Raw genomic sequence first — 26,753 nt, forward strand, 5'->3', positions numbered from 1 at the left:
CGAAATTCCTTGTCGGGTAAGTTCCGACCTGCACGAATGGCGTAACGACTTCCCCACTGTCTCCAGGATATGCTCAGCGAAATTGAATTCTCCGTGAAGATGCGGAGTACCCGCGGTTAGACGGAAAGACCCCGTGCACCTTTACTGCAGCTTCAGAGTGGCATTAGGAAAGAATTGTGTAGCATAGGTGGGAGGCTTTGAAGCATCGGCGCCAGCTGATGTGGAGCCATAGGTGAAATACCACCCTGTTGTTTTCTGATGTCTAACCCAGAACCGTTATCCGGTTCGGGGACCCTCTGTGGCGGGTAGTTTGACTGGGGCGGTCGCCTCCTAAAGAGTAACGGAGGCGCGCGATGGTAGGCTCAGGACGGTTGGAAACCGTCTGTTAGAGTGCAATGGCATAAGCCTGCCTGACTGCGAGACTGACGAGTCGAGCAGAGACGAAAGTCGGTCATAGTGATCCGGTGGTCCCTCGTGGAAGGGCCATCGCTCAACGGATAAAAGGTACGCCGGGGATAACAGGCTGATGATTCCCAAGAGCTCATATCGACGGAATCGTTTGGCACCTCGATGTCGGCTCATCACATCCTGGGGCTGGAGCAGGTCCCAAGGGTTTGGCTGTTCGCCAATTAAAGTGGTACGTGAGCTGGGTTCAGAACGTCGCGAGACAGTTTGGTCCCTATCTGCCGTGGGCGTCGATACTTGAGAGGAGTTGCCCCTAGTACGAGAGGACCGGGGTGAACATGCCTCTGGTGTACCTGTCATTCCGCCAGGAGTGCAGCAGGGTAGCTATGCATGGACGGGATAACCGCTGAAAGCATCTAAGCGGGAAGCCTCCCTCAAGATTAGGTATCATCGAGTCGTGGTAGACCACCACGTTGATAGGCTGGGTGTGGAAGTGCGGTAACGCATGAAGCTAACCAGTCCTAATAACTCTGTTCATGCTTGAGAATTCCACCATCAATGACAGCTTTGCTGGCCTTGACAGGCGGACGAACTCTCCGGCCAGAACAACGCTAAATATGCATCGATTAAAAACCCGATATGCGCCTGCTTCATTGCTTGGTGACCATAGCGTCTGTGCCCCACCCGATCCCATCTCGAACTCGGCCGTGAAACCGGACTGCGCCAATGGTACTAACGCTCAAGCGTTGGAAGAGTAGGTCGTCGCCAGGCATTGAAGCCGGCGCATATCGAGGTAAAACCCATTCACATGTCAAATCAGCCGCTGCCGGACGTAACCGAGCGGCAGCTTTTTTGTCTTTGGCGCCAACGCCAAATACTCAGTGACGCGGGGTGGAGCAGTCCGGTAGCTCGTCAGGCTCATAACCTGAAGGTCGTAGGTTCAAATCCTACTCCCGCAACCATCTAAAAGCCCTCTAACTCAAGCAGTTAGAGGGCTTTTTAGTGCCCGGAATCCGGAAGCAAATTCGCCCTCCGGAATCATATCGGAATCACTTTTGCGGAAAGAATGGCGTAGTTTGCTTGAGCCCCGCTCGTGCCGCTGCGTGCGAAAAAAACTCCGACGCGGTTCTGTGACGCTTCCGACTCGGGAAAGTGGCCTGGCCGCGAACAGACATCGGCGGCTGGGCATCCCCGCAGACGGATGCACTCAGTTCAACCATCTCCCTGGATTGCAGTGGAGACAGGGAGCGCCCGCCATTCGTTGACCAGTCAGCCCAATAGGTCGCCTCTGGTCGGCATTCCCTGTCCCTTAGAGTTGCGATGTCCGCGTCGACTTGTCGAGACGGCGGTGGATCAGCGACACGATCGTCAGCAAATCCTCCGCATCATCCTTGGTCATCTCCCAATGGATGCGCGCCTCATGCGCCGTAGGATTCCTGAACATGCCAAACGTGCCTCTGACGAGATTGGCAAAGCCGCTCTGTTCGCTTCTCTCGCTGATCGTCGATCGGGAGTTGATCGCCAGCATCGGGGATACCCCGCCGAGCGCCTGATCGACGAGACTGCCGCCATCGTCAGTGACGCCGGTCAGGCGCCGTATCTTATCGGCTACGCTCTTCACGGCTTCCTGCACAGCATGAAAATAATTGTCGGCCAATAACTCGGCCCTGCAAAATGCAAGAACGTCCGGGTGAACACCGCGACCTTCCAGGTCCGTCCGCAAATCCCGCGCCCGGCGTTGTGCTTCAGGGAGAGTTGTCGCCTGCGCCACGCTTTTCAGTGCGCCTGTTTCGTCAACGACAAGACCGGCGAAGGCCAGCGCCTGATTGAGCGCAGCGCGCATCGGTTCAAAGCGATGGGGTTCGCGGCTGTAGCGTGCCGGACTCATCGCGAGCCGGATGAACTCCAGCACATGGGTCCTATTGCGCTTGCTGTTCTGACTTTCCGCGAACGCATTATAAATGCGTAACCGTTTCGTGCTCTGGCCAGGATCGACCATTTTGGCAGACTGAAGCAGAAAGCCGATTTCACTGTTCTGCAGGCCGTTGTCGGTGTCACCGAGCGCCCCCGCAATTGCCTCGAGTTGATCCTGCAAAAACAGCTTCATCTGCGTGTCTGACCTCTCTCAAACCGGTCGGAAGATGCGGATCACGGCCGCCTGTTTTCCTGTTGTGCGAAGTTCGAAATCGCTCCGGAAAGGTCCCCGGCCGTCCGGCTTTCTTCCATTCGAAACAGCAAGCTCAAAGCCGGCGGGATCAAGCCAGCGCATTCTTTCACCTTCCTCCACGGGTATGACCGCGTATCGTTGCCGATGGCCATTCGTACCGGTGAGGTCAGCGTTGAATAACTCCGGGGCTGTTTCGGGCATTTCCCGTCGCGGCAAGCTCGCCTGCCAGCGCTGGAAGAGTTGAGGGTCGATGCGATCTTCGCTGTCCGGCTCATCGATATCTTCCTCGATCCATGCATCGAATTCCAGGCGCCGGGCCGTGGCTGCTTCTCTGGTCCGCGCCAGTCCTTGCGAAAGGCAGAAGGCAACGAAGGGATCATGGGTGCCCCAACGCAGCAGTTCTCGCGCCCAGAAGCCGAACCATGGCAAGCCGGTCGTTTGCTTCCAGTCCGCCAGCGTCGGCGTGGTCACGGCGTCAGGCGCGCCATCGGACCAGGCTTTGGCGACAACAGCGCCAATCGCGACGCCCAGCCGGAATTCGAGATTGTCGGCCACGAAGCGTTGCCACGCGCGCAGGCTTTCCGCGTCCGGAGCTCTGGCGCCCGGCTCGTTCATCCACCAGCCCAGCACGTCATTCCATTGATCGAGCAGCGCCTGATCACCGAGGGTAGGGCGCACGCGGAATCCGAATCCCTTATCGCCCTCGAGAAGGCTGCCAATTTGCTCGAACAGGTCGATCCGCCCTTCGGCGTCGAGCGCACCATAGTCGACCGCGCCGGCAATCGAGGCCAGGATCTGCGCCGCAACCGCCTCAAAACGCCGACCCACCCAAGGCGTGAATCCATATTGGTAGAGGCGCTGCCGTTCGCCAGCGTCGGGATAGATATGCTGGATGATCCCACTGCCGCGACGGATGAATGCGACCTCCAGCCACGCCTCCTGCTCGGCCGCGACGGCCGTGAATGTCCTTGCCCAAAGCGCGCGTAACTGTTCTTCGGCGCGGGCGGGCGTCATCGCCCCCTCTTCATCGCGCTCCGTCTCGGCAAGCGCGGTCAGCAGCACGCTGTCGAGTTCATCCATCGCATCGGCGAGGCGCGATGTCGGATCGCTTGCTCCCGTCCCCGCATCGCCGCTGACGGTTCCCGGAGCTGTTCGCTCCAGCCAGTCCATGAAAGCGTCCGGCGCTATTCGCAGCAATTCGTTCGCCTTGCGCCAGATTCGAGTCAATAGCAGCGCCAGCGGGCTTTCGGCCGCATCGGCTTCCTGTTCCTCGGCGAGCAATCTGCGGGTCAGTTCCTGATACTCGGCCGTCCACTCGCGAAGTTGGCGTTCCTGAACGGGTCTGGGCGCCTTCGGCTTCGTCGAATTCGACGTCGTCGAAATCCGTGTCGGCAACGCCACCAGCGTCATACCCTCGATACCGCGTGCGGCGCCGGGTCGCCCGGCTCGACCAGCCAGGTTGCGGAACTCTGATGTAGAGAATGGCGCGACGATCGGGGCTTCCTCGACCGGATCCCAGGAGCGTCGCTTGAGTGAAGTCAGAAAGATAAGGTCGAACGGGAGATTGACACCTTCGGTCAGCGTGGCCGTCGCCACTGTAATTGGACAGATTTTCCGATCGATCATCTCGACCATCAGGCGGCGTAGCCGCTGCGGCATCTGGCCATGGCTAGTGGCGATGCCACGATCGAGCAGGAACAGTTCGAAAGAATCGGCCCCGCAATAATCGAGGCATGCGGCACGGGCTTCATCGAAGCGGTCGCCCAGAAATCCTTCCGGCCGCTCGAATTCGACGACCGCTTCCCAGGCGCCGAGGGCCAGTGCCTCGCTGAACCAGCGCATCGTCTGCTCGGGCTCCTGCGCGACCGAAATCAGGATGCGCTGCTCTTCACGGGCCAGATGTAGAGCCGTCCACAGGACGCTCAGGCTGTTGAAACGATTGAGGCTGTTACGCCATTGCGCCGCCAGCAGGGGCATGGGCGCGAAACGAAGCGGGAGATAGACGGGGTTCTCCTGGCCCCGCAGATAGAGCGGCTTACCATTCATGAGGTCGAGCAGGATCTGCCCGGATGATCCCGGCGCGGTTTCCAGCACACCGATCACCTGCCGCGTGCTGCGGTATCGGACGCCGACCGCCTTGGCTTCTGCATGTCCCTCGATCCATCGCGCCACCGGGCCGGATGCGCCGCCCGCTACTGCCGTCAGCGCAATCCGGGTGACTTCCGGGCGCTGGGCAAGGATTCGCGACACAAGGTTCTCGAGGCGGAGCGATCGATTGCTGTGGTCGGAAAAGCTGACGGCCGTCGCCTCGCTGGCTTCGGGCACGACCTGATGCGCTTCATCAATGATCAGCAGGGAGAGCCGCGCGATCAGCAGCTTGCCCAGATAGCGCAGCAGGGCATCGGCCTTTTCGACGGTGGCGATCAGGACCACCGGCTCTTCACTGGTCAGCCAGGCATCGGTAATCCCCCAGTCCGCACCGCCATAGAGACCGGTGACGATGACATCGCCACGCAACTCCGAACTGAGCTTGGCTTCCACCTCGCCAGCGAGCGCTCTTGAAGGGACAATGTAGAGCGCCAATGGCCCGAGCCCGTCCGGCGCTCTGAGCAGCAATTCCTTGATGAGGGCCAGATTGGCGACAAGCGTCTTGCCTGACCCCGTGGGGGTGCAAAGCGCGAAACTCGATTCCCGAAGAAGCCGTTCAATCCCATGAAGATGGGACGTCCATAGGATGCCCCGATTGCGGCTGAACTGGTCACGGGCATAGCGTAGCAGCCGGTCGGTGCGTTCCGGACGCAAGGCAGCAAGGCGCCGCAGCGGGGTGAAAATCGATGCGGCGACATAGCGGTCTGCAACCTGTCGCATCAGCCCGATCACCAGCGCGGCATCATGGCTGAACAGCTGGTTGGCAAGGTCGTCCAACGCTCGCAGCTTGGCCATCGCGGGCGCCAAACGCTCATCGTCCCCGCGTCGAAGGCTGTCGGCGATCAGGCCGAGCGAGCGCACCAGTTCGACGGTCACGGTCCACAGGAAACCGGGCGTATCGTCTTCACCGTGCATGGCGGCGAATATGGCGTTCTCGGCGTCTGCGCTCGTCAGTCCGGGATTGGCTCGCCAAAAGGCGGCGCTCCGCTGCACGACCCTGTCGAAATCCGCGCGGAGGAAGGCGGAATAGAGGCGGACACCTTCATGCTCGCTCTCGATCTGATCCAGCAGCCCCGACGCCATCGCGGGCAAACCGCCTAGTTGGTACGCCGCAGCGGCGAGAAGTTCGATGGGTACGATGCCGCGCACGCCATCCTCGGCCCGCGAGAGCCATTCGAGAATTTCTCCCGTTCGCCGGTAGCAATCGACCGCTCGGGGGGATTCTCGGCCTTCGATTGTGCTGAATATATGGGCGGCGTGAAGAAGCCGGCGCGCGTCGTTCAACTGACTTGCCGATTCGCGGTCGCCCCAGCCAATCGTTGGAACCTGCCAGGTCGTCTGCAGACAGCGGACATAGGCGCGCGCCTGGGGCCGGGTGAGCGCGTTCTCGATTGCGAGGGCCTGCCGGATCTGTTCGGCCAGGACCAGGCGTTCTTCGTCAAGCGCAGCCATCAGCCCTCACTCCAGAGAAGGGCGTAGAGGTCATCGATCAGGCTGTCGCCATCTTCCAGAATGACCTCGACAACCTGCAGATCCCGTCCGGCCTTGTAATCGGCGGGCCTTTCCTCCCAGCCCACGACGGTCTCACTCGCCTCACGTTTGGCGGCGCCATTGCCGCAGATCACGACAAGGTCGGTTCGCTCGGGCTGTGGTCCGAGTTGCATGACAGCACGGTCAATCGATACGATCGTCGCCGCATGGCCTTCCCGGTCACGCTGTTCGAGCAGGAACTGCAATTGCCGCAGGCCATGTGGGATGGCTGTGTCCCGGTTCATCTCGAACCAGATCCCCTTGCCATTATGCTCGAGTTCGTTCGTGTCCGGATTGCGCACCTTCTTGCCGTGCAGCAGCGCCGCCACCGCCGATTCGGTCAGCGTCTTTCGCCACTTGGCTTCGCCGGCAATGACGCGGATGACTTCACCGCCGCCATTCAAGGCGATGCCGACAAAATCTGTGCCGTGGCGGCCATAGATTTCCCGCACACGTTCCGGATCGAAGCGCAGCGCCCAGAGATATTTCTCGACATCATCATGTTCGCGAAACAGAAAGATCGGCACGCGCCAGGCATGCTGACCGACAAAGTCTTCCTGATAGGCCTCGGTTACGAGGCCGGCCATCACTTCCCCGAACAGGCCCCTGAGCGCCTTGGACGGCAGGCAGTTGGGATAGGCGATGACAGGCGCCGCCGCACCGTCGGGATGCAGGCTGATGCCGATCTTGCGGTGGAAATATTCCCGGGCATCGAGATGCGCCGACTCGAAATAGGGGCGCAGCGCGGTGATCAACTCGTCATCGATTTCCTGCTGCTGCTCGAGCAGGAGATGGCCGTAATTGCCGCCGCGCACCGTACCATAGGCTTTGAGCCAGGCTTCGAGCGCTTGTTTGGGAGGTGGGCAGTCATGCATTGTCCGTCTCCCTCGAAAGAGGGGTTAACCGGTCAAGCTTGGCGAGGAAGAAGCGCTCGCTCCATAGGTCGAGCGATTTGGTTTCGGCGGGGCGCAGGAAGCGGCGTACATCCTCGGCCGCCGCGTTCCAGTCGATCTTCGCGATTGTGTCGCCGAGCGCCTGTTTGAGCCAGGGCATGTCGACGACGATGCTCTCGTCTCCTGCCCATGGGCCAGCCTGAATCAGCGCGGTGCGGAGCAGGGTGAGGTTGGGCGCGGTTCCCCTGGCGACATACCAGGAGAAATCATACCAATCCCTGCCCTTGAGGAAGCCGCGGCAGAGCAGGGCATGGATCTTGAGTGCGAAATTGGATGGCAGATCCTGGTGGCGCACTTCATGATCGGCCGGGAAGTCGAGATAGGTCGCATCCTCGTACGAGCCGGTGGGTGGGTTAACATCGATCTCCAGCTTGATCCGGATCGTCCGGGGTTTGCCGGTTCCCGCGAAGGACAGGTCGAGTTGGCTCGCGATCGAATCATTCTTGAGCAGGGCCTGCCGGATCGCGCTGTCCATCTTCGCTTTGGGCAGCGCGTCGAGTTTGAGCCCGAACTGCTCGAAGACCTCGACCAGTATCTTGAGATAGGGCGACCAGTCGAAATCCGGGTCAGGCACGCGCAACAGAAAATCCAGATCCTCCGAAAAGCGGGGCAGGCCATGCAGGATGCGCAGCGAGGTGCCACCCTGGAACAAGGCGACGTCGAAGAAATCGCCGCGCCACAGGGCATAGAGCGCGATCTCCTGGAGGATTTCCTTGACGGCATTCTCCTCCTCGAGCGCATTGACCGCTTCATATCGGCGCAGCTTTTCCTTGATGATGTCAATCATGGGCTGGTGATTGCTTTCTGGCCGGGAGTACGGTGCTTTCCAGCGCGGCGAGGAAGGCGTTGACTGCCTTGTGCTTGTACACGGGTTGGAGCTTGGCAAAGTCCTTGCGACGGAGCGCGGCAAGCCTGTCTTCCTCGATCCGCATTCCCTCGATGACCCAGTCGATCCCGGTCCATGGCTGCTTGCGCAGCGCGACGAGATCCATCAGCGCGCGCAGGGGCTGCGCGACGAACGCCGTGAGGTTGCCGATGGGGGTCCGATCAACGCCGGTCAGGAAGCGATAGTCGGCGATGGCGAGCGGGTGAAAATCGAAGGGGCCGAAGTCCGGCGTCTCATAATGCAGCGTCTTGCGCCCCGGCGAGACGCTGGCGGTGACGAAGACACCTTCGGGAATCCAGCCATGATAAGCGAGCGCGCTTTCGAAGGAGACATAGCTCCCGGGCAGCAGACTTTGCGCGATCGCGAAGGGATGGACCATCTCGCTGCGATAGCGTGATCCTAGCAGATAGGTGCCGCGCTTGACCCGGAGCAGCGAGCCATCCTTGAGCGCGCGATTGACCAAACCATAACGCCGCGCATCGCCGCCGCCGAGCAAGCGTCCCAACTGGCGTTCGCTCAGGATATGATCGGCGAGACCTGCCGCCTTAATCTGCTGTGCCAGGGAGGACATGAAGTTCTTGATACTTCCAAAATATGAAAGTTTCCAGAATTTCTTTGTCGTGGGCTTAAAGGGGAAAGCCTTCCCCTGCCGGGCAGCCACGCTTTGCGAGTCTCCCCGGACCCCTTCGAACGGGGCTCGCGCCCCGTAACGCCCCAATAGAGGGAGAGGAAAGCCGGTTGGCCGTGACGGGTTGAGGGTGGCGAGAGAGGCTCGCCGCCGGCCCGCCGCGGAGACAGGCCATGGCATCTTCACGCCGCACCCGCTCGACGACCGAACGGGTGAACCTCTACGAACAGATCACCAACCGCATCATCGCCGAACTCGAATCCGGGCGCGTGCCCTGGGTTCAGCCCTGGGGTTCGTCCCGCGCCGCGATCGGCATGCCCTACAATGCCGTCAGCAACCGGCGTTACAGCGGCCTCAATATCCTGACGCTGTGGAACGCCGTCGTCGAACGCGGCTTTGCCGGACACGCTTTCCTGACCTTCCGGCAGGCAATCGCGCTCGGCGGCTCGGTGCGTAAGGGTGAGCATGGCGTCGGCATCATTTATACTCGCCGCTTCATCCCCGGCGAAGAGCGGCGTCGCGCCGAGAATGAAGGACGCGAACCTTCGGGCGGCATCCCCTTCCTCAAGAGCTTCACCGTCTTTTCGGTCGAGCAATGCGACGGGCTTCCCGCCCATATCTGCGAACCGCCGCCGCCGATCCCCGAAGGGCTGATCCTCCCGCAGGCCGAGGCGCTGATCGCAGCAACCGGTGCCGATTTCCGCATTGGCGGAGCAATGGCTTATTATTCCCCGCGCCATGACTATGTGCAGGTGCCACGGCCGGACGATTATTTCGAGCCGGTGAACTGGCACCGGACGGCGCTGCATGAGCTGTCGCACTGGGTCGGCCACCCCTCGCGTCTCAATCGCGATCAGAGTGGTATCTTCGGATCGCCCGGCTATGCGCGGGAAGAACTTATTGCAGAGATTTCAGCAGCTTACTGCTGCGCTGCGCTGGGAATCGCACCCACCGTCCGACACGCCGATTATATAGGCTCCTGGCTTGAAATCCTCAAGGACGATCATCGCGCCATCCTGCGCGCCGCCAGTGCTGCCTCGAAGACGGCCGACTATCTGCTCGCCTTCCGGCCTGAATCCGCGCTCGCCGCCAATGACGACGATCCGGACCCCGATCCCGACTGCGCCATGGCGCTCGAAGGGAGGGCTGCGGCATGATCCTCCTCACCCCAGAATTACGCGACCAGCTTCGCGCCAACGACCTTGCCCGGTGCGAAGCGCTTCGTCGCGGCGATCGGGCACCCGATCCGGTGCCGGTGGTCCGTTTCTTCAATCCGGTCGGAGCGGCCACCTGGCTCGCGACCGAGCTGGATGAGGACGACATTTTCTTCGGCCTCGCGGACCTCGGTTTCGGCTGTCCGGAGCTGGGTAGCTTTGCGCTGGAGGAGATGGAGGCGATCCAGCTGCCTTTTGGTCTCGGCATCGAGCGCGACACCCTGTTCGAAGGCGCGTTTCCGCTTTCGGTCTATGCCGAAGCCGCCCGCCGCGCCGGCTCGCTGATTGAAGGCGAACGCATCCTCTATCGGGCTTCCCGGGCCGCGAAAGGTGGTGCGTGATGCGCTTCGCCAAATGGCCCCGGCCCACCGCCTATGAGGAGACGTCGCGCAAACGCGCCGCCTTCGCCCATAAGCAGCGGCGCGAGCGCGAGGCGCTGCCACTCTTCGCCGATCTGATCGCCAGAGGGCAACATAGCGTCGAGGAGGAGATGGCGCGCCGGGCCGAATGGTGGCCCCGCCAGCAGCAGGACCGGCGGGACGCGCGCGCCGCCGTCTGGCGCTCGGCACGGGCGAGCCTGTTCGCCTTTCCCGAAGCACAGCGCCGGACGATCCGACGGGCCTGGCGGGATTGTCCCTATCCGGGCGATCCCTCAAGCTTCTCGGACCTGTTGCACCAGATCCGCATCGGCAAGGTCGATCCGGGACGGCCGCCGTGGAAATATCATGCGCGTCCGCAGGCGCGCATGATAGCGACTCCTGTCCGTTTCGGCGACGCCTTCAAGCGGGTCGGCCAGCGCAGGATCGAGCCCGCACCCGGCTTCCCTCCAGTCGAGGCGCCCCAATATTGCGGTCATCTCGGGCATGGCATCCTGTTCATCGACGCAGTGCCGCCGGTCGACGCCGATGGTCTTACAACCTTCCAGGTCCGGGGCGTCTGCACCGATGCCGATATCGCGCTGATCGGCCGACTTGCCGAAGCAGAGCGGCAGCAGCCGGTTCGGGTGGTGCGGGTCGATCTGCCGCATACCCGCGCCACCGGTTTCTCGCATCGCCTCCTCATCCTCGCCTGTTCGGCGACCAAGCGGCACGATCCGGGATGGATGCCGGCCTGGGAGCGCTATGACGGGCCGCTCTGGCAGACTTGGCGTAGTGTCGATCCCGATCGCAAGCTCGCGCGCGTCAGCTTCCTGTCGGCGCGCTACGGCTTCGGCGCGGGCGACCGGCCGATCGAGGATTATGATGCGCGGCTGTCGCCCGATCTCGCTGACCGTATGATCGCGGGTGGCATGACGATGCGCTGGCCACGGCCGCCGAGCCCGAACAAGCCCGACAATTATGGCTCGCATCCCGGCTGCGAGATCGCCAGCCTCTGCTATCATGGCACGCGGCCCTTCACTGACGTCGCGCTGGTCGGTGGCGGCCTCTACCTCAAGGTCATGCGCGCCTTCCTCGAAGGCTTTCGCGAGATGCGCTGCATCACCCCCGATGCCGAGATCACCGAAATCAACGCCGGGATCGGCGTGATGCGCCAGCGCCTGCGCGCCTGGCTCGAACAGGGGCGCGGGCCATGAGCGATCCGCGCGCCCGTGTCGGGCATAATGGCGGGCCGGCGCTCGACGAGGAGGACAACGGCTCGCCGACCCCGCGCTATTGCAAATACTGCCGGCACTGGTCGCCGCCGTCCGATTGGGACGTGCGCGCCTATGATGCCTTCCAGCTTGGTCTCTCGAAAAGGCGGGTTAAGCGTCCGTCTGGCACCTGCGACCGGGTACTGATGCAGGCGGGCAAGCCGCTGGCTTTTTCGGCGACGGTCGACACCTTCGGATGCCTGAACTTCTCGGCGAAGCCGCCGGCGCCGATTGTGCGCGGGCGCGGGTTCGTCACCATCTATGAAGGCGATCGGATCGTCTGGCAGGGCCATGAGGAGGATGTGCCCGAGGAACATCGCTGAGCATCCCGATCCGGCGCATGCTATGGAGGGACCGTCGTTCCGCTGGAGTCGCGCCGATGCCCAAAAACCGTCAGACCTTTCACGATCCGCTGGACGAACTGCCGCCGGTGACGATCGAAATCCTCAAGGGTGACATATTGCGCTTCACCCAGGTCGACGCGGATGGACGGACCAACGTCGTGACCTTCTCCGATCGTCTTGCGGTCCGGCGGGGCGTGTTCGATGCCGCGCCTGTGGGCACCGAAAGGCTCAGAGCGGAAGCCTGAGCTGATTGATATCGGGCGCGGGCACGCCTTCCAGTTTCTCGATGATCGTTGCCGCGAGCGTATCGGCGGCCCGTTCACGCATATGTTTATCGGGCATCGTCAGCCCAACGGGTGCCCAGCCCGGCGCCGCCAGCAAGATGGCGGACAGTTCCTGTCGTTCGATTCGTTCCATGTGGACATGAGAACAAATAACGAACATTCTGGCAATCGACTTGCGATGAATACCCCCGCCGCCGTGCCTTGACGCGCGCTCGCCAAGGCTGACTTCAACGGCGCTGTCAGTGCGCGGCGAAGCCTTCATGGTAGGAAACCTCGCCCGCGCAAGGCTCGCCTGACAGGATCAGCGACTGGAAATATTCCGGCGGAACATCGCCATAATGCAGTGCATGATCGCTGCTGAACCCGAAGCGACGATAATATGCGGGGTCGCCGAGCAGGACGCATCCCGCCGCGCCCCGTTGCCGAAGTTGCTGCAATCCCTCCCGGATCAAGGCGCTGCCGATGCCACCGCACTGGCGGTTGGGCCAGACCGATACCGGCCCCAGGCCGAACCAGCCCAGATCCTTGCCGCCGATCAGCACCGGCGAGAAGGCGATATGCCCCACGATCTCGCCATCCTGCTCCGCGACAAGCGAGAGGGTGAGCGCGCCGGCAGCTCTGAGCGCGTCGACGATCGCGCCTTCGGTCTGGCTGCTGTGTTCGGCATGTTTGAAGGCGGCTTCGGTCAGGGCGCGAATGGACGAGATGTCGGCGGGTGTTTCGGCGCGAATGATCATCAGGCTCGTCTGGCGGGTCCGTCCCGCTCGGGCAACAGCAACATGCCCGTCAGACCGTGAACAGCGCTCGACATGCGCCCGAGCATAGGGGCGTGGGCGGCCTGCCTGCGGCGGCGCCCAAGAGCGAGAGGATCCCTGCGGGTCTCGTGACGGGCAGGAAGCCGGGAGAGAGTCTCGCGGTCGCTCGTCATGGAGAACCCCATGACCCAAACCACCTCTTCGCATCCTGTCATTGCCCGCCTGCGCGCCTTTGTCGCGGCCTGGCTTGTGATGGAAGCAACACCCGACATGGACGCCGCAGATTATGAGGCGCGGGTCCATGAAACCCGCCTGTCGCCAGGCTTGTCGCTGCTGGTCATCCTTCTGGGAGCGCTCCTGTGCTGGGCGGCAGTTCTGGTTCTGGCCGGTATGCTGTGAGGGCGCCGGGTGGTGTCGGGGGTGAGCGACACGGGCCTGCCGGTGGCAGGCCCGGAAGAGGAAGAGGGAAGCCGGGGCTTCGTGACGGGCTGGGAGCCGGGAGAGAGTCTTCCGGCGGCCCGTCATGGAGAAAACCCATGGCCAAAGCGCCTCAAAAGATCATCCTCAGCGGCTCGCGCGACATCCCGTTCGACCGTCTGGTCCTGTCCCAATCCAATGTCCGGCGCGTGAAGGCCGGCGTGTCGATCGGCGAACTGGCCGCCGACATCGTGCGGCGCACCCTGCTTCAGAGCCTTAATGTGCGGCCCATCCTGGACGCGGCGGGCCAGGAGACCGGCCAGTTCGAGGTGCCGGCCGGTGGCCGGCGGTTCCGTGCGCTCGAACTCCTCGTCAAGCAGAAGCGGCTCGCCAAGGACGCGCCCATCCCGTGCGTCGTCAAGGCGGCCAATGATGCCGTATCGGCCGAGGAAGACAGCTTTGCGGAAAATACCTTCCGCGAGCAGCTCCATCCCCTCGACCAGTTCCGTGCCATGCAGGCGATGGTCGACAAGGGCGAGGGCGTGGAAGCGATCGCCGCGCATTTCCTGGTGACCCCGGCGGTCGTCAATCAGCGCCTGCGCCTCGCCAGGGTCTCGCCAACGCTGCATGACATCTATGCCGAGGACGGCATGACGCTCGAGCAGCTCATGGCCTTCGCGGTCTCCGATGATCATGCGCGCCAGGAACAGGTCTGGGAGATGCTGGCGCACAGCTATAACAAGTCGGGCGCTTATATCCGCCAGAAGCTCACCGAGAATTCGGTGCGCGCGGGCGACAAGCGGGTGCGCTTCATCGGTGTCGAGGCCTATGTCGCGGCGGGCGGCTGTGTGATGCGCGACCTGTTCGAACCCGATGATGGCGGCTGGCTGACCGATCCCGCGCTGCTCGATCGTCTGGTCGGCGAGAAGCTTCAGGCCGAAGGCGAGACCATTGCCGCCGAGGGCTGGAAATGGGTCGCGACCGCCGTCGACATGCCCTGGGGCGTGACTAACGGCCTGCGCGAGATCGACGGGGTCGAACTTGCCATGACCGGTGAGGAGGAAGAACGGCTCGCCACGCTCCAGACCGAGATCGAGGAGCTGGAAGCCGAATGGGCCGATGCGCCCGAGGTTCCCGACGAGGTCCAGGCGCGTATCGAGGCCATCGATGCCGCGATCGGCGCTCTGATCGAACGGCCGATGACCTTCGAGGCGCAGGACATGGCGATCGCCGGCGCGTTCCTGTCGATCGAGGTCGACGGCACGCTTTCGGTCGAGCGCGGCTATGTCCGTCCCGAGGATGAGCCGGTGGTCGAGGCCGATGGCGAGACGGATGCCGGTATCGATGGCGATGCCGACTATCGTGCCGGTGCTGATGGTGACGATGAGGAGGAAGGCGTGGCTGGCCCCGCCGTCTCCAACGTGGTCGCTATTGGTGGTGTGGGCGGCGCGGCGTCGAATGACGACGGCGATGAGGATGGTGAGGTGGTCAAGCCGCTGCCCGACCGGCTCGTCGCCGAACTCACCGCCTGGCGGACGCTGGCGCTGCAGGATGCGTTCGCACAGTCGCCCTCGACGGCCTTCGCGGCGGTGCTGCACGCCTTCGTGCTCGACTGCTTCTACTCTTCGACCCGCGAGTCCTGCCTGCAGATCTCGCTCAATGAAGCGTCGTTCGGTTTCTCGACGACGGGGCTGCGCGACAGCGCGCCGGCGCGGGCGATCGCCGAGCGGCACAAGCGCTGGGCCGACCGGCTTCCGGATTCCGACAAGGATCTGTGGGACGTGCTGCTCGCCTTCGACGGCAATGAGCAGGCGGCGCTGTTCGCGCATTGCGCCTCGCGGGTGCTCAATGCCCAGCAGGAGGTGGTCCCCAAGTACGACAATGGCCGCATCTCGAAGAGCAGCATCGAGCGCCGGGTCGAGCATAGTCATGTCCTTGCCCGTGCGGTCGGACTGGACCTGGTCGGCGCGGGCTGGCGGCCGACGGTGGCGGGCTATCTCGGTAGCGTCACCAAGCAGCGGATCATCGCCGATGTGGCCGAGGCCAAGGGCGCGAAGTTCGCGGAGATGATCGACCATCTCAAGAAGGCCGACATGGCCCGCGAGGCCGAACGGCTGCTCGAGGATGGCGACTGGCTGCCCGAGCCGATGCGCACGCCGGCGTTGGTCGATGGGCTCGCGGTCGATGAACCGACTGCGGTTGAGGAAGCCGAAGCGCTTCCGGCCTTCCTCGACGAGGAGCTGGACGGGGCTGGCACCGCTGCCGACAATGACGATGGCGAGGCGCTGCCGGAAGCGGCCTGAGCGTCCGGGCGGGGTGGCATTCGCTGCCCCGTCTTTTCTTTCATTCGTTCCTGAAGGATCGACCCATGTCTGCTGCCAATCTTGAGACCGCCAGCGCCGACCGTCTGGCGCCCATCCTGCACGCCGCCTTGCACCGTCTCGGTCAGTTGGGCCGTGAGGGGGCCGTGGCGCTCGCCCGGCTCGTCGAGGATGATGACACCGATTTCGACGAAGCGGCCGAATGGATCGCTGACATCGCCAACGGGGCTTTGCGCGAATGACGCACCGTCCCCGATTTTCACCGTCCCGTTTTTTCCAGAAAGCCCGGTCACAGCGCCGGGCTTTCGCCGTTCAGGAGATCCGTCATGACGGACACCACTCAGCCCACCATCGACATGGATGCGCTCATGTCGAAATACGCCCTCTGGGAAGCCGCCGCCGCCGCGCTCGTCCCAGACAACAAGGCCCGGCTCTTCGCCTTCCTCGCCTCAGCCCGCATCACGCGCGTCACCGTGCTCTTCGACGGTGAAGGCGATAGCAGCCAGATCGAGGATATCACCGCCTATCAGGGTGACGCGCAGGTCGCGCTGCCCGACGGCAAGGTGTTGAGCCTCGATCTTCCCTATGGACAAACCCAGCCTGTCGAACGGCAGCACAGTGCCGAACTGGCGCTCGAGACCATGGCCTTTGACCTTCTCAAGGAGAAGCATGATGGCTGGGAAAATTCGGACGGGGCTTATGGCGAATTCACCTTCGACGTCGCCGCCGGCACGATCACGCTCGACTACAATGAGCGGTTCATGTCGTCCGAACATCATGCCTATAGCTGGTGAGGAGGAAGCGATGGGACCTTGCTATCATCACGCGCTCTCTTCGGTTCGCAAATGGGGCGGCGTGCCGGAAGACTATCTGGCCCTGCACCAGTGGTTCGATCAACCCTCCAAGGAGATCATAGCGGATTTCCGTCATCGTGCGCTCCGGCACCACGCTCAGGGTATATTCGAACTGGAGAGGGCCTTCGGAGCGACCGTCACCGTGTCGACAGGCCGGGTTGTTCCGGTCCGGCAGATAGGCGAACAGCACGTTCGAGAAGATCTCGGGTTCATTCCCAGCTTTGCGGACTGGGTGCGCTGCATCCGTCCCGAACCCTGGATGGGCCGGGCGCAGCCGATCCATCGCGATGTCGATCCGTTCGCCACCGGAGATCCGGAGCGGCAACCCGCTGCGGTGACGCCCATAGCGGGAGAAGGACCATGACCGCCATCTATCCTTTGCGGCTCTTCCTCGATTGCTCGACGGCGCACCTCTCGCCTGATGCGCGCAGCTATGTCGACAGGACGGACGTGATCGCGTCGTCGACGCCCTATGGCTGGTCCGTCTGGGCCAGCGAAGAACCCGGCGAGGATGTACCGGACGATCTTGCCGCGATCATGGCGCACGCCCGCTCGCTCGGCGCGGAATATATCAACTTCGACCGCGATGCAGACGAGATCGACGAACTTCCCGTCTTCGACTGGGGGTAGCCGGGCGCCCCCCTTCACCTTGTTTAACCACCGAGCCCGGCCGTCGCGCCGGGCTTTTGCATATCTGGAGACCGATCATGACTGATTACCATTCGCCGACCGTCGTGCGCCCGAGCATTCCCGCCGGAGCGATTACGCCGCTCGAACTGGCCCTGCTCACCGCCATGTTCGAGCATGAGGCTGATGGCGACGCGCTGTATTTCTTCGCCAGCGAAGGTGCGTCGAGCAGTGTCTCGCTCGACATTGCGGAGGCAAAGACACTGCTTGCCGCCGAAACCATCGTTGAGGGAGAAATCACCGCCTTTGTGCGGGATCGACTGGCCCAGGCCGGTCCCGATGACGTCGAACTGGAACTCGACCTGTCCGATCTGGACGAGGCGCATATCTTCCAACCGATCGTGCGGCGTTGCGATGCCCTCGATCATGTCGTCATCACTTCCGCCTGGACCTGCACCAGGATGCAGCCCGATGGTTTTGGTGGCAGTGTCACCGTCGTGACGGCGGGCCATGTCTTCTGGAGTTCCACCCACGAGATGGAGGCGCAATTGCTTGACCGCGCCGACTATGGCGATCCTGGCTGTGCGCCCGGGCACGGCAAGCATCCCGTGCTGACGCTCGACGAAGCCGAGATCCGCTCCATGGTGGCGGATATCCAGCAGGCCTATGAGGGCACCGATGCCGCCGGTGTCACGGTCAGCGACGAGCAGATCCGCCAGGCCTGCGCCGCGCTGATCCCGACGCTCGACCTCGACGAGCAGCTTCGCGGTCTGGAATTCAGCGCCGCCATGGCCGCCATCCGGCTCGCGCGCGCCGCGTCCGCCTGATCCTTTTCCCTTCCCCAACCACCCCCTCGAAAGCCCGGCCATGCGCCGGGCTTTCGCGTTTCAAGGAGCATAAAAATGTCCGCACAGCATATCTATGACAGCGCGCCGCTCGGCAGCCTGATCACTTTCTCCAATGGCGAGCCGCGTCCGCCCCAGAGGTTCACACGCAAATTGCGCGCCTGGAACGATGAGAATGGCATGGGGCGTCTGGTCGAGCGGTCTGCCGGTCATTCCGGCCGCTTTGCGTCGCCCGCGACCTTCGCGCTCCATCTCGGCAATTATGGCAGCCAAGGCATCATCACCATGGTGGTCCGCCGGATCTACACCGTCACCAGCCAGCTTCGGTTCGAGATCGCCGACCAGCCCAAGGCCGGCATGGTCCGTATCCTGTCGCGCCGCGATGGCCGCGAGGAACTGCACCATCTCGCGCCCGACTTTGCTGCGGCCGAGGCCTGGGCCGCGGAGCATCGCTATCATGGCGCGGTCATGGAGGAGGTCATGACCCCCGACAGCGTCGTGCCGCCCGTTCGGCTCGGGAGGGCGGCATGAGCAGGCTGCGTCATTTCGTGCATGTCTATGCGACCATCCGGATCAAAGTGGCGGTCGATGCGTGCGATCATCGCGCGGCCATGCGCGCCGCTGACGCTGTGGTGTTCGGTGACCGGAACGCCGTGGGACTGATTCCGGTCCATCCGGCCGTGATCGACGCCGACTATGCCGAGGAGGTCACCGAGTATCTGGTCGACGAGGCCGATGATCCGAGCTTCGCGCGAACGCGCAGTTACGGTCCCGACCATGCGCCAAGGCTGGCTTATGGCGACAGGAGGGTAGCATGAGCGCGGTCCTTCCGGACTATGGCACCAGCGCCGACGGGCACCTCGCGGCCCGGGTCGGCGACCTTGCCTATATCGCGCTGCCGGGCGCATCGGGTCTGCGTCTCGCGTCGGGATGGCGGCTGCGGCGTCCGATCGGGGAATGGCGCGAAGCCGATGTCTATGGCAGCGAGGGCATCGTGCCTGATGCCGCGGGCTTTCGCGCGCATGTTGAGGATGTCGCGCGCCATCTCACCCAGCGCGAAGCCCTGGGACGCAAGGAGGTGCGGCTGCGTGTCTCGACGCCCTGGGGCCTGTCGCAGGGCGCGACCATCTATGCCGAAGGCGTGGTCTGCCATTCCACCGCTTCGCATGGCGGGTTCAAGCTCGATCGCGCCCGCAACGCCGCGCTGCATCCGGCCTTGCGGATCAAGGGCGGGTGGTATGAGGAAGACGGAGACTGGGCGCGGGTGGCGGTCGGCTTCCCCGACCTCTTCACCGACCGGGAGAAACGATCTGCCGACCGGACGCTTCGCGACTGGGAACCCGATGCCTGGGAGGCCGTCCATGGCCGAGTGCTGAGCGCCGAGGATTCGTTCACCCGTGGCCGGCAGCGGTTCGAGCGCGAACACGCGGCGGACTGGGTGGTGATCTCCGCCGTCACGTCCAAACAGCATCCGGGTTTCGTCGAGACCATCGCCGCGAATGGTGGTCGGCGCGATGCGTTGCAAACCCGCGCCTGGCTCGTGCCCTGCGCCGAATATAGCGCCGGACGACACGGTTTCGTGATCGATCCCGCCCGACACGCCATGCTTCCCGCCTGAGCGGAGCCCGTCCCGGTTATCGGGACGGGCTTTTTCTATGCCTGCCGGTCAGAGCCAGCCTTATGTCGCGGCTTTCGACTTTGTTTCGTCAGCACTAAGCGAACAGCTGTTGGTCGGAACTATCGCTTTCTTAGAACTCCGCAGACAGGCAGGAGCAGAGCGATTGCGACGATCGTCAGGCTGGCGCTCCCCAAGAGTGCGAAGATCGCCATGGCGCCGCCGATGCAGGCATGCACTGCTGACAGAAGAAGCAATAATATTCCCGTCCGCCTGCACGAGCGCGACAGTGATGGTTGCAGCGTCCGTCCGATGACGTCGCGCTGGTGCCGCTTCATCGACAGGCACAGAAGTAGCAACGCAAACGCCACGCCGATCTGCATCACGCCGTTCACGCGCGTTGGGGCCGAAAGAGGGACACCGAAAGGCTCAGCAGGCCAGCCGCCAGCAGCGCCCCATCGACCATTAATGGTGCTGCATTGCCTCGCGCTATCCAGGCAAGAAGACCAATACCGGTCGGTTCGATCGGTATGAAAGGCGTGGCAAGACACAGAATGCCGAGCACGACCCCTTGTTGCCGCCATGCGCGGGCTGGTCGAACGCAGAGCGCATGGACCAGCATGATCAACCAGGCCAGGAAGAACGCTGCCCCCTCAAGACTGGCGCGCCCTGCAAAGTCGGAAGGGATCAACCGATTGGCGGTCAGCAGCGATGCGACGCCGATGGGCAGGCCTGCGATTACCGCGACATTGATCCGCGCGGCAAGATTCTCTGCACTATCCTCGCGCGCCGCGCGCTTTTTGACCCAGAGTATGAGGCCGGTGGCGATCATGGCGGTCGCGAGCAGACCCGATGCGAAAAAGAGAAACCGCATCGCCTCGCTCGAGAAACGCGCCAGGTGAAAGCCGTAGAGCCATTGATAGGCGGCGACGGCCGGCCCGCTGTTGTCATGCGCGTCGATGAGCGCGCCGTCTGCCCGGTAGCGCCGCCAGGCAAGATCATAGGAAATGCTATCGCGGTCGGCCCGTTCGATCGTCGTGAGGGCGTCAGCTGTCCCAGGATGCTCGACAAGGATGCGCCCCGGCGCTGAGCCGTGCCAATGGCTGCGCGCGTCCGTAAGCATCGCATCAATCCGAAGCGGCGCCCTGGGGCCCGCTGGGAAGGTGATCGGCGTCTGCTCCGCAAGTGCGCTACGGAACGCGCTGACATTGCCTGAAAAGGCCTTGTCGATGCCCCAGGGCATGAACATCGTCATGAGCGCGACTAGCCCCGTGAAACTGATCAGGAGATGATAGGGCAGCGCGGCGACTCCCGCGACATTATGAGCATCGAGCCAGCTGCGCTGTCCTTTGCGGGGACGGAAGGTGAAGAAGTCGGCGAAGATGCGGCGATGGGTTACGATCCCGCTGATGAGCGCCACCAGCATGATGATCGCCGCGAAACAGACCAGCCAGCGGCCGCCGCTGCCCGGCGCATTGAGATCGAAATGGAAATAGAACAGGAAGTCGCCGCCCATGGTCTCGCGCACCCGGAGTGGACCGCCCGTTCGCGGGTCGAGCAGCTGCGAGGCGAAGCCGCCATCGCCTTTCCACAGGACTTCGGTGACGGGAGTGCGCGGTGTCGGCAGGTCGATGCGCCACAGGGTCGCCCCCTGCCCATGTTCGCCAAGCCATGCGAGCGCATGGGGTACTGCGCTGGGATCGGCGGTCACGCCCGTCAGCTCCGGCCGCATCCACTGTGTGATCTCCTGCCGATAGTAGGTCAGCGAGCCGGTGAGGAAGACCGCATAGAGCAGCCAGCCTGGAATAAGGCCTGCCCAGCCATGGAGGAAGGCCATGCTTTGCCGGAAACTGTCCTTCATCGGCCGACCATGCTGCCCAGCGCAAACAGGGCCGTGGCTGCGCCGGCGACGCTTGCCCAGACTGTCCAGCCGCGCCTGGGGACAAAGGCCCAGAGCGCGACGAGGACGAACAGAATATAGGCCGACAGCGAGGCAGCAAGGCTTGCTTCCACGGCAGGGCCCGGCAGGGCGATGGCGAGGAGCGACGCCCACAGGCTTGCCAGCAGATAGCCGCCGCCGAGCGCTGCGATCGTCCGGCCGAGCACTGCACCCCGCGATGGCCCGCGCCGATCTACCATCGCCATGAGAGATCGGCGGTGACGTTGCGCGCCTGGCCGTAATAACAGCGGTCGATCCCGCTGCAGGACGCGACATAGGTCTTGTCGAGCAGATTGTTGGCCTTGACCGAGAATTGCAGGCCCTTGAGCGAGGTGATCCAGTGCCCGAGTTCGAACCGGAGCGAAGCGTCGACGAGGACGTAAGCCGGTACGCGGGAAAGGTTCGCGTCATCGCCCCAGCTCGCGCTGACATAGCGCAGGCCCGCTCCGGCGCCGACCCCGGCCGGCGCATCATAGTTCAGCCAGAGAGCGGCCGTATGGCGCGGCACGGCGATCGGGCGCAGCCCCTGCTGGGCGCGGTCCTCGATCTGCCGCGTCACCGGATTGATGCCGCTCACGCTGTCGTTGCTGCTGGTCACGCGCGGATCGAGCAGCGTGTAGCTGCCGATCAGGCTGAAAGTCTTGGCAAGAGCGACATTGGCTTCAACCTCGAAACCGCGCATGCGAATCTCTCCGGTCTGGCGGGAAAAGTCCGGATGATCAGGATCGGTGGTGAGAACATTGCGGCGGCGCAGGTCGAAAATGGATGCGGTTACGAAGCTGCGACCACCCTTGGGCTGATATTTGATCCCGGCCTCGACCTGTCGACCATGTTCGGGCGCGAAAGCGTTGCCTTGCCAGTCCGTCCCATCCTGCGGCGTGAAGGATTCCGCATAGCTCACATAAGGGGCCAGCCCATTGTCGAAGAGATACAGGAGGCCTGCGCGCTTGGTGAGCGCGTCAGCCTTTTGCGTCTGGCTGAGACCGCTGGGATTGTCGCGCGTGCGGCCCGATGCCCAGTCCTGGCGAAGCCCGATCAGCAGGCGCCAGCGATCGAGGGCGATCTGGTCCTGGAGATAGAGACCGGTCTGCTCGTTGCGATAGGCCTGGTCGCGGAACTGTACGCGGGGAGGAATCGTCTGGCCATAGACTGGCGCGAAGATGTCGAGCGTCGGTGCGACCGCGAACTCGCGCAAGGTGTCGCTCTTCAGCAGCTGCCAGTCGACACCGCCGAGAAGCTGATGCTGGAGACCGCCCGTCATGAACCGGGCCGAGAGGCGGGTGTCGACGGTGAGATCGTTCGAATGCTCGAGAAGTCCGAAGGCCTGCCGGTTGGCGGTGCGCAAATCGGCGGTCAGGCGCGAGATGTATGTGTTTTGATTGTCGAGCCGGTTGTGCGTGAAGCGTAGCGCCTGGTTGAAGCTGACAGCGTCGCTGAAACGATGTTCGAACTGATAGCCGATCGACGCCGTCGTGCGGTCCCAGCGCTGGTAATTGGGGTCGCCCGTGAAGAGCGTCCGCGACACCTGCCCATAAGGGTTGGCGATGATGGTGCCGATCGTCGGCAGCCAGTTCAGCGTCGATCCGGCGAAATCGTCATGCTGGTAATGGCTGAGCAGCGTGAGACTGGTGCGCTCGTCCGGCCGCCAGGTGAGCGCAGGCGCCACCATGACGCGCTTCCTGTCGGAATAGGAATAGATGTCATGGGTCTCGAAAGCCGTCCCCGAAAAGCGGGCGAGCAGGCTGCCGTCCTGCGTGACCGGGCCGGTCACGTCGAGACCGACCTGCTTGCGATCGAAGCTGCCGTAGCGGAGCAGCAGTTCCCCGCCGAACTCCGCCTGTGGCCGGCGACTGATCATGTTGATGAGTCCGCCCGGCACCGACTGGCCAAACAGGACCGATGCCGGTCCTTTGACCACCTCCACGCGCTCATAGAGCCATGGATCGAGCCCGGCCGTCACATAGCCGGTGCCGCCAAGACGGAGGCCGTCGATATAGGTGTTGATGGCGGCGCCTGTCGTGCCGTCATTGCCGAAGCCGCGCACCGCGACGGCATCGCCGCCATAGGTGTTGCCCTTGCCATTGGCGAAGACGCCGGCGCTATAAGCGACCGCGTCGCCGACCGACAGGACATTGCGCATCCGCATCTCGTCGAGATCGATGACCGAGATCGACTGGGGCGTCTCGATGAGCGGGATGGCAAGCTTGGTCCCACTGATCGCAGCGGTGTCGGGCAGAACGGCCGTCACAATGATGTCTTGCCTGCTGCGGGCGGAGCGTCCCTCCGCGCTTTCGGAAGCGGTGCTGCGGCTATCGTCGGCAGCGGGCGTCGCGCTGACGAGAACCGGCTCGAGCGCCAGTGCGGCACGGGATGCGCGGACCACGGTAATTGTCCGGCCGTCCAGCCAGCGCCAGGAAAGCCCCGTGCCCTTGAGCAGCTGGGACAGCGCCTGCTCGGCGCTCATTCGTCCCTCCACACCGGATGTGGCTAGCCGTTCGGTCAACCCCGCTTCATAGGAGATCTGCAGTCCGCTCGCTTCCGCGAGGCGATTGAGCGCAGCGGTGAGCGGGCCAGCCGGGATGGCATAGGCAGAGACAGATGTGGTCTGTGTCGTTTGGGCAAGGGCTGGTGTGGCAGCAAGCGACGTGGACAGCAGCAAGGCGAGCGCGGACGCTGGACGGATCATCATTCCCCCGAATATTGCGGCCGGCCGCGACATGCGACCGACACTCAATAGCAAAGACGGGACGGTCTCCGATTTGGGTATGTGTCGCGCTCAAAAAATCAGCGCCGCAGCAGAATGAGCCGATCCGTAAGCCGGGTCTCGCGAAGTCCCAGGCTTTTGCGGACAGCCTCGATCGCATCGTCAGGCCGGGTAAGGTCGAAGACCCCGCTGACCCGGATCGTCTTGGCCTCGCCGAGGGCCAGGACATAACCGCGCCGATAACGTCCCACTTCGCGCAGGACATCGGTGAGTGGCATGCCAGCTGCGACGAGTTTTCCCCGCGTCCAGGCCTGGCTACCATCGATATCGACTGCCCGGACGCGGCCGACCTCGCCATCCTGCCAGTCGACCGCGTCGCCCAGCCCCAGGCGTTTGCTGGTATTTCCCGACCGAACCTCGATCCTATGTTCGGTGACGACCGCAGAGGCTGTGGTCCCATCGGTCGCCACAATGAAGCGTGTGCCCAACGCTGTCGCGCTGCCGTTCGCAGCTTCCACTACGAAGGGGTGGTCCCTGTCTGCCGCCACAGCGAAAAGCGCGCGGCCGCCGATCAACCTGACCGCCCGCTTCCTTGACGTAAAATGCACAGCGATAGCCGTGTCGCTGTCGAGGACGACCTGAGAGCCGTCCGCCAACGCGACGGTTCGCACGGTGCCGGGTTCGGTAACATAATCGGCGCCAAGGCGGGCGAACCAGTGACCGCCCGGACCGAGCCATAGCAGGAGCAGGCTGGCCGCGATGGCCCATGGCACCTGGGACCATCTCACGAAGCGGCGCGGATGCGTGACGGCTGCGGCCACCGGTCGGGTTTCGACGCAACGGTCGAGATCATACCAGAGCGCCTCCATGCGGCGGAGCGCGTCCTCATGGCGAGGGTCAGCGGCGCGCCACGCATCCAGAGCATGTTCGTCGACCGCGCTGAGGCCCTCCTCGCGGCGGAGGATCCAGTCGCTCGCGGCTTGGGCGATCGCTTTTGGAAGGGGCGTCCCGGTCACGCTTCCGCCTCCCCGATCCGGGCGGCGATGAGCATCATGGCGGATCGCAGATGCTTGTCGACCATGTTGCGGCCGATGCCGAGCCGTTTGCCGATCTCGATGCTGGAGAGACCTTCCTGCTTGCGCAACAGGAACACGTCGCGGCAACGTGGCGGCAGGTCGTCGATCGCTTCCGAGAGCAAACGCATCCGCTCCCGCTCGATGAGCAACGCTTCAGCGTTTGGCTCAGAGCTGGCGATCTCGAACCTTTCGGGAGCATCGCAGATGATTTCCGTGCGCTTGCTGGTGAGGCGAGCATCATCGACGATCAGGTTCGACGCTACACGCTTCAGATAGGCTTCCGCGTTGTCGATCCCTCCGCGCGCCAGGGCCGGTCCCGCACGCAGCCAGGATTCCTGTGCGATATCGTCCGCGTCCGCCCGCCCGCCGAGCCTGGAACGCACCCATTGGCGCAAGCCAATATGATGAAGGCCGGCGTGTCGGCCCCAATGTCGGCTGCTCTGGCTCACCGGCTCGCGACCTGTCTGACGGACGTGCGTTCGAGAACGAAGACCACCGGCACGCGGATATCGACGAGATCGGGAAGTGCGGCAGGAATGACGGGGAAGGGTTCGGCCCGGCTCACGGCATCGCGCGCTGCCGCATCGAGTGAGCGATGGCCTGAGCTTTGCACCACTTCCAGGTCGGACACGGTCCCGTCACGGTGCAGGACGAAGGCGATCTGGGCACTGCCTTCTTCACGCGCCTGCCGGGACGCTTCCGGATAGACACGGGCTGCGACGATCCGGTCGTGCAGCGAGCGACGATAAGCGTCCACATCGACGGAATCCGTATTGGCCGTAGGCTCGAGCGGTGGATCGGCCAGGGCCTGCAATCCGACCGTATTTGCAACGGGCAACGGGGCCGGCATGGATCGCGGCAAGGGTCGCGGAGCGACTGTGCGGCCGATCGTCCCCTTTATCCCTTCGTCCGGTTGAGGACGAGGGGCCGAACCATGGCTTTGAAGATCGAACACAAGCGGCTGCCGCGACGGTTGAACTTCGCCCGGAAAAACGACGTGGAAGGCTGCGGAAATGGCGGCGAGCAGCACCCCGTGGAGTGCGAGCGTCAGAAAAATCACCCCAAACCGGGATGTGTCAAATTTCCGCCCTTCGACGAAGGGCCTGGTAGTCCCGCCCTGTCGATCCACGGTTCCGTCCTTCATGCACGATGCGGACTTTACAATTTTTGCGAGCGAATCGCAATAGCGTCGCGGTTCCACGACTCATCCCTGGCTCAACGCCTTGCAGCCTTTACTCCAAAGCTGCTCAAGCGACGCCGGGGGCGCGATCTGCCATTCCACCGCTTCCCATGGCGGGTTCAGGCGAAGAAGCGACCGCCATGTTCACGATCTTCGGGCATGGTCATCTGCCTCTGCACGGCTCCATCCCGCCTGACCGACGTCCGGCAAGAGGTACGGCCTCATGTCCGT

At 63.4% G+C, this 26,753-nt stretch carries 29 protein-coding genes, 1 tRNA gene and 2 rRNA genes (1 of these 32 running past the window's edge); 18 read left to right on the forward strand and 14 right to left on the reverse strand.

The window, feature by feature from the left end; all coding sequences use genetic code 11:
- The 3 genes from ACO06X_RS20250 to ACO06X_RS20260 all read left to right on the forward strand — a co-directional run.
- Nucleotides 1-950 (forward strand): 23S ribosomal RNA (locus ACO06X_RS20250); it begins 1,843 nt to the left of the window's first position.
- A 111-nt stretch (nt 951-1,061) separates the two neighbouring features.
- Nucleotides 1,062-1,176: ribosomal RNA gene (rrf, locus tag ACO06X_RS20255) — 5S ribosomal RNA — on the forward strand.
- 114 nt (nt 1,177-1,290) lie between these two features.
- A tRNA-Met gene (locus tag ACO06X_RS20260) sits at nt 1,291-1,367 on the forward strand.
- A gap of 347 nt (nt 1,368-1,714) precedes the next feature.
- On the opposite strand, the gene ACO06X_RS20265 is transcribed toward ACO06X_RS20260, so the two are convergent.
- The 5 genes from ACO06X_RS20265 to ACO06X_RS20285 are packed head-to-tail and all read right to left on the reverse strand — an operon-like array spanning nt 1,715 to nt 8,660.
- The gene (locus tag ACO06X_RS20265; protein ID WP_087575911.1) at nt 1,715-2,512 is read right to left on the reverse strand and encodes a TIGR02391 family protein; all 798 of its coding nucleotides are present in this window, start codon (nt 2,510-2,512) and stop codon (nt 1,715-1,717) included.
- 18 nt (nt 2,513-2,530) lie between these two features.
- Nucleotides 2,531-6,172, reverse strand: coding sequence for a DEAD/DEAH box helicase (locus ACO06X_RS20270; RefSeq protein ID WP_421837916.1), 3,642 nt, complete (start codon nt 6,170-6,172; stop codon nt 2,531-2,533).
- Entirely contained in the window at nt 6,172-7,065 is an 894-nt protein-coding gene (locus ACO06X_RS20275) for an aminotransferase (RefSeq protein ID WP_421837917.1), read from the reverse strand. Before ACO06X_RS20275 ends, ACO06X_RS20270 begins: the two co-directional genes overlap by 1 nt.
- 52 nt (nt 7,066-7,117) lie before the next feature.
- Entirely contained in the window at nt 7,118-7,990 is an 873-nt protein-coding gene (locus ACO06X_RS20280; protein WP_006954982.1) for a nucleotidyl transferase AbiEii/AbiGii toxin family protein, read from the reverse strand.
- Nucleotides 7,983-8,660 carry a type IV toxin-antitoxin system AbiEi family antitoxin domain-containing protein gene (locus tag ACO06X_RS20285; RefSeq protein WP_006954983.1) on the reverse strand — a complete coding sequence of 226 codons (678 nt, stop codon included), beginning with the start codon at nt 8,658-8,660 and terminating at the stop codon, nt 7,983-7,985. Before ACO06X_RS20285 ends, ACO06X_RS20280 begins: the two co-directional genes overlap by 8 nt.
- Before the next feature lie 230 nt (nt 8,661-8,890).
- Between ACO06X_RS20285 and ACO06X_RS20290 the strand changes: the two genes are divergently transcribed.
- Genes ACO06X_RS20290 through ACO06X_RS20310 form a run of 5 tightly spaced genes read left to right on the forward strand, consistent with a single transcriptional unit; the run spans nt 8,891 to nt 12,150 of the window.
- On the forward strand, nt 8,891-9,874 hold the full coding sequence (locus ACO06X_RS20290) for an ArdC family protein (RefSeq protein ID WP_293778710.1): 984 nt from the start codon (nt 8,891-8,893) through the stop codon (nt 9,872-9,874).
- Complete coding sequence (locus ACO06X_RS20295; protein WP_087573771.1) at nt 9,871-10,272, forward strand: DUF2958 domain-containing protein; 402 nt, start codon at nt 9,871-9,873, stop codon at nt 10,270-10,272. The genes ACO06X_RS20290 and ACO06X_RS20295 overlap by 4 nt, the downstream gene beginning before the upstream one ends.
- Entirely contained in the window at nt 10,272-11,504 is a 1,233-nt protein-coding gene (locus ACO06X_RS20300; protein ID WP_087573772.1) for a hypothetical protein, read from the forward strand. Before ACO06X_RS20295 ends, ACO06X_RS20300 begins: the two co-directional genes overlap by 1 nt.
- A complete protein-coding gene (locus tag ACO06X_RS20305; protein WP_087573773.1) occupies nt 11,501-11,884 on the forward strand; it encodes a hypothetical protein in 384 nt (127 codons plus the stop codon). The genes ACO06X_RS20300 and ACO06X_RS20305 overlap by 4 nt, the downstream gene beginning before the upstream one ends.
- 56 nt (nt 11,885-11,940) lie before the next feature.
- On the forward strand, nt 11,941-12,150 hold the full coding sequence (locus ACO06X_RS20310; protein WP_087573774.1) for a hypothetical protein: 210 nt from the start codon (nt 11,941-11,943) through the stop codon (nt 12,148-12,150).
- Here ACO06X_RS20310 and ACO06X_RS20315 read toward each other — a convergent pair.
- Both ACO06X_RS20315 and ACO06X_RS20320 read right to left on the reverse strand, forming a co-directional pair.
- Nucleotides 12,134-12,322: a DUF6771 family protein gene (locus ACO06X_RS20315; protein ID WP_421837918.1), complete on the reverse strand. Its 189-nt coding sequence runs from the start codon at nt 12,320-12,322 to the stop codon at nt 12,134-12,136. The two genes, ACO06X_RS20310 and ACO06X_RS20315, sit on opposite strands and share 17 nt — an antisense overlap.
- A 106-nt stretch (nt 12,323-12,428) precedes the next feature.
- Complete coding sequence (locus ACO06X_RS20320; protein WP_087573775.1) at nt 12,429-12,926, reverse strand: GNAT family N-acetyltransferase; 498 nt, start codon at nt 12,924-12,926, stop codon at nt 12,429-12,431.
- A gap of 201 nt (nt 12,927-13,127) precedes the next feature.
- Between ACO06X_RS20320 and ACO06X_RS20325 the strand changes: the two genes are divergently transcribed.
- The 10 genes from ACO06X_RS20325 to ACO06X_RS20370 all read left to right on the forward strand — a co-directional run bounded on the left by ACO06X_RS20325 (nt 13,128) and on the right by ACO06X_RS20370 (nt 19,626).
- Nucleotides 13,128-13,343: a hypothetical protein gene (locus ACO06X_RS20325; RefSeq protein ID WP_087573777.1), complete on the forward strand. Its 216-nt coding sequence runs from the start codon at nt 13,128-13,130 to the stop codon at nt 13,341-13,343.
- 137 nt (nt 13,344-13,480) lie between these two features.
- Nucleotides 13,481-15,664 (forward strand): ParB/RepB/Spo0J family partition protein, encoded by a 2,184-nt coding sequence (locus ACO06X_RS20330; protein WP_087573778.1) that lies wholly within the window; start codon nt 13,481-13,483, stop codon nt 15,662-15,664.
- A gap of 65 nt (nt 15,665-15,729) precedes the next feature.
- Nucleotides 15,730-15,924, forward strand: coding sequence for a hypothetical protein (locus tag ACO06X_RS20335; RefSeq protein ID WP_087573779.1), 195 nt, complete (start codon nt 15,730-15,732; stop codon nt 15,922-15,924).
- A gap of 84 nt (nt 15,925-16,008) precedes the next feature.
- The gene (locus ACO06X_RS20340) at nt 16,009-16,476 is read left to right on the forward strand and encodes a DUF6878 family protein (protein WP_087573780.1); all 468 of its coding nucleotides are present in this window, start codon (nt 16,009-16,011) and stop codon (nt 16,474-16,476) included.
- Nucleotides 16,477-16,486: 10 nt separating this feature from the next.
- Entirely contained in the window at nt 16,487-16,900 is a 414-nt protein-coding gene (locus ACO06X_RS20345) for a DUF6915 family protein (protein ID WP_087573781.1), read from the forward strand.
- Complete coding sequence (locus ACO06X_RS20350; protein WP_087573782.1) at nt 16,897-17,166, forward strand: hypothetical protein; 270 nt, start codon at nt 16,897-16,899, stop codon at nt 17,164-17,166. Before ACO06X_RS20345 ends, ACO06X_RS20350 begins: the two co-directional genes overlap by 4 nt.
- Nucleotides 17,167-17,243: 77 nt before the next feature.
- A complete protein-coding gene (locus ACO06X_RS20355) occupies nt 17,244-17,990 on the forward strand; it encodes a hypothetical protein (RefSeq protein ID WP_421837919.1) in 747 nt (248 codons plus the stop codon).
- A gap of 75 nt (nt 17,991-18,065) precedes the next feature.
- A complete protein-coding gene (locus ACO06X_RS20360; RefSeq protein ID WP_421837920.1) occupies nt 18,066-18,539 on the forward strand; it encodes a hypothetical protein in 474 nt (157 codons plus the stop codon).
- Nucleotides 18,536-18,826 carry a hypothetical protein gene (locus ACO06X_RS20365; RefSeq protein ID WP_087573785.1) on the forward strand — a complete coding sequence of 97 codons (291 nt, stop codon included), beginning with the start codon at nt 18,536-18,538 and terminating at the stop codon, nt 18,824-18,826. The genes ACO06X_RS20360 and ACO06X_RS20365 overlap by 4 nt, the downstream gene beginning before the upstream one ends.
- A complete protein-coding gene (locus ACO06X_RS20370) occupies nt 18,823-19,626 on the forward strand; it encodes a DUF7007 domain-containing protein (protein ID WP_087573786.1) in 804 nt (267 codons plus the stop codon). Before ACO06X_RS20365 ends, ACO06X_RS20370 begins: the two co-directional genes overlap by 4 nt.
- 119 nt (nt 19,627-19,745) lie before the next feature.
- On the opposite strand, the gene ACO06X_RS20375 is transcribed toward ACO06X_RS20370, so the two are convergent.
- The 7 genes from ACO06X_RS20375 to ACO06X_RS20405 all read right to left on the reverse strand — a co-directional run bounded on the left by ACO06X_RS20375 (nt 19,746) and on the right by ACO06X_RS20405 (nt 26,486).
- The gene (locus ACO06X_RS20375; protein ID WP_176392277.1) at nt 19,746-20,018 is read right to left on the reverse strand and encodes a DUF3325 family protein; all 273 of its coding nucleotides are present in this window, start codon (nt 20,016-20,018) and stop codon (nt 19,746-19,748) included.
- Nucleotides 20,015-21,484, reverse strand: a complete 1,470-nt coding sequence (locus tag ACO06X_RS20380; RefSeq protein WP_176392278.1) for a PepSY-associated TM helix domain-containing protein — start codon at nt 21,482-21,484, stop codon at nt 20,015-20,017. The genes ACO06X_RS20375 and ACO06X_RS20380 overlap by 4 nt, the downstream gene beginning before the upstream one ends.
- Entirely contained in the window at nt 21,481-21,768 is a 288-nt protein-coding gene (locus ACO06X_RS20385; protein WP_176392279.1) for a hypothetical protein, read from the reverse strand. The genes ACO06X_RS20380 and ACO06X_RS20385 overlap by 4 nt, the downstream gene beginning before the upstream one ends.
- Nucleotides 21,756-24,248, reverse strand: a complete 2,493-nt coding sequence (locus tag ACO06X_RS20390; RefSeq protein ID WP_293778692.1) for a TonB-dependent siderophore receptor — start codon at nt 24,246-24,248, stop codon at nt 21,756-21,758. The genes ACO06X_RS20385 and ACO06X_RS20390 overlap by 13 nt, the downstream gene beginning before the upstream one ends.
- 98 nt (nt 24,249-24,346) lie before the next feature.
- Nucleotides 24,347-25,282 carry a FecR family protein gene (locus tag ACO06X_RS20395; RefSeq protein WP_176392280.1) on the reverse strand — a complete coding sequence of 312 codons (936 nt, stop codon included), beginning with the start codon at nt 25,280-25,282 and terminating at the stop codon, nt 24,347-24,349.
- Nucleotides 25,279-25,791 (reverse strand): RNA polymerase sigma factor, encoded by a 513-nt coding sequence (locus ACO06X_RS20400; protein WP_087573791.1) that lies wholly within the window; start codon nt 25,789-25,791, stop codon nt 25,279-25,281. The genes ACO06X_RS20395 and ACO06X_RS20400 overlap by 4 nt, the downstream gene beginning before the upstream one ends.
- The gene (locus tag ACO06X_RS20405) at nt 25,788-26,486 is read right to left on the reverse strand and encodes an energy transducer TonB (protein ID WP_087573792.1); all 699 of its coding nucleotides are present in this window, start codon (nt 26,484-26,486) and stop codon (nt 25,788-25,790) included. Before ACO06X_RS20405 ends, ACO06X_RS20400 begins: the two co-directional genes overlap by 4 nt.
- Nucleotides 26,487-26,753 lie beyond the last annotated feature (267 nt).

The sequence above is a fragment of the Novosphingobium sp. genome (genome assembly GCF_965229225.1).
Taxonomy (GTDB): domain Bacteria; phylum Pseudomonadota; class Alphaproteobacteria; order Sphingomonadales; family Sphingomonadaceae; genus Novosphingobium.

Coding starts and splice junctions, on each gene's coding strand:
- ACO06X_RS20405 (WP_087573792.1), bottom strand. CDS start 26,486: ATGAAGGACGGAACCGTGGATCGACAGGGCGGGACTACCAGGCCCTTC.
- ACO06X_RS20310 (WP_087573774.1), top strand. CDS start 11,941: ATGCCCAAAAACCGTCAGACCTTTCACGATCCGCTGGACGAACTGCCG.
- ACO06X_RS20345 (WP_087573781.1), top strand. CDS start 16,487: ATGGGACCTTGCTATCATCACGCGCTCTCTTCGGTTCGCAAATGGGGC.
- ACO06X_RS20295 (WP_087573771.1), top strand. CDS start 9,871: ATGATCCTCCTCACCCCAGAATTACGCGACCAGCTTCGCGCCAACGAC.
- ACO06X_RS20350 (WP_087573782.1), top strand. CDS start 16,897: ATGACCGCCATCTATCCTTTGCGGCTCTTCCTCGATTGCTCGACGGCG.
- ACO06X_RS20365 (WP_087573785.1), top strand. CDS start 18,536: ATGAGCAGGCTGCGTCATTTCGTGCATGTCTATGCGACCATCCGGATC.
- ACO06X_RS20305 (WP_087573773.1), top strand. CDS start 11,501: ATGAGCGATCCGCGCGCCCGTGTCGGGCATAATGGCGGGCCGGCGCTC.
- ACO06X_RS20335 (WP_087573779.1), top strand. CDS start 15,730: ATGTCTGCTGCCAATCTTGAGACCGCCAGCGCCGACCGTCTGGCGCCC.
- ACO06X_RS20280 (WP_006954982.1), bottom strand. CDS start 7,990: ATGATTGACATCATCAAGGAAAAGCTGCGCCGATATGAAGCGGTCAAT.
- ACO06X_RS20290 (WP_293778710.1), top strand. CDS start 8,891: ATGGCATCTTCACGCCGCACCCGCTCGACGACCGAACGGGTGAACCTC.
- ACO06X_RS20340 (WP_087573780.1), top strand. CDS start 16,009: ATGACGGACACCACTCAGCCCACCATCGACATGGATGCGCTCATGTCG.
- ACO06X_RS20380 (WP_176392278.1), bottom strand. CDS start 21,484: ATGAAGGACAGTTTCCGGCAAAGCATGGCCTTCCTCCATGGCTGGGCA.
- ACO06X_RS20355 (WP_421837919.1), top strand. CDS start 17,244: ATGACTGATTACCATTCGCCGACCGTCGTGCGCCCGAGCATTCCCGCC.
- ACO06X_RS20385 (WP_176392279.1), bottom strand. CDS start 21,768: ATGGCGATGGTAGATCGGCGCGGGCCATCGCGGGGTGCAGTGCTCGGC.
- ACO06X_RS20315 (WP_421837918.1), bottom strand. CDS start 12,322: ATGGAACGAATCGAACGACAGGAACTGTCCGCCATCTTGCTGGCGGCG.
- ACO06X_RS20325 (WP_087573777.1), top strand. CDS start 13,128: ATGACCCAAACCACCTCTTCGCATCCTGTCATTGCCCGCCTGCGCGCC.
- ACO06X_RS20330 (WP_087573778.1), top strand. CDS start 13,481: ATGGCCAAAGCGCCTCAAAAGATCATCCTCAGCGGCTCGCGCGACATC.
- ACO06X_RS20270 (WP_421837916.1), bottom strand. CDS start 6,172: ATGGCTGCGCTTGACGAAGAACGCCTGGTCCTGGCCGAACAGATCCGG.
- ACO06X_RS20265 (WP_087575911.1), bottom strand. CDS start 2,512: ATGAAGCTGTTTTTGCAGGATCAACTCGAGGCAATTGCGGGGGCGCTC.
- ACO06X_RS20360 (WP_421837920.1), top strand. CDS start 18,066: ATGTCCGCACAGCATATCTATGACAGCGCGCCGCTCGGCAGCCTGATC.
- ACO06X_RS20300 (WP_087573772.1), top strand. CDS start 10,272: ATGCGCTTCGCCAAATGGCCCCGGCCCACCGCCTATGAGGAGACGTCG.
- ACO06X_RS20370 (WP_087573786.1), top strand. CDS start 18,823: ATGAGCGCGGTCCTTCCGGACTATGGCACCAGCGCCGACGGGCACCTC.
- ACO06X_RS20285 (WP_006954983.1), bottom strand. CDS start 8,660: ATGTCCTCCCTGGCACAGCAGATTAAGGCGGCAGGTCTCGCCGATCAT.
- ACO06X_RS20390 (WP_293778692.1), bottom strand. CDS start 24,248: ATGATCCGTCCAGCGTCCGCGCTCGCCTTGCTGCTGTCCACGTCGCTT.
- ACO06X_RS20320 (WP_087573775.1), bottom strand. CDS start 12,926: ATGATCATTCGCGCCGAAACACCCGCCGACATCTCGTCCATTCGCGCC.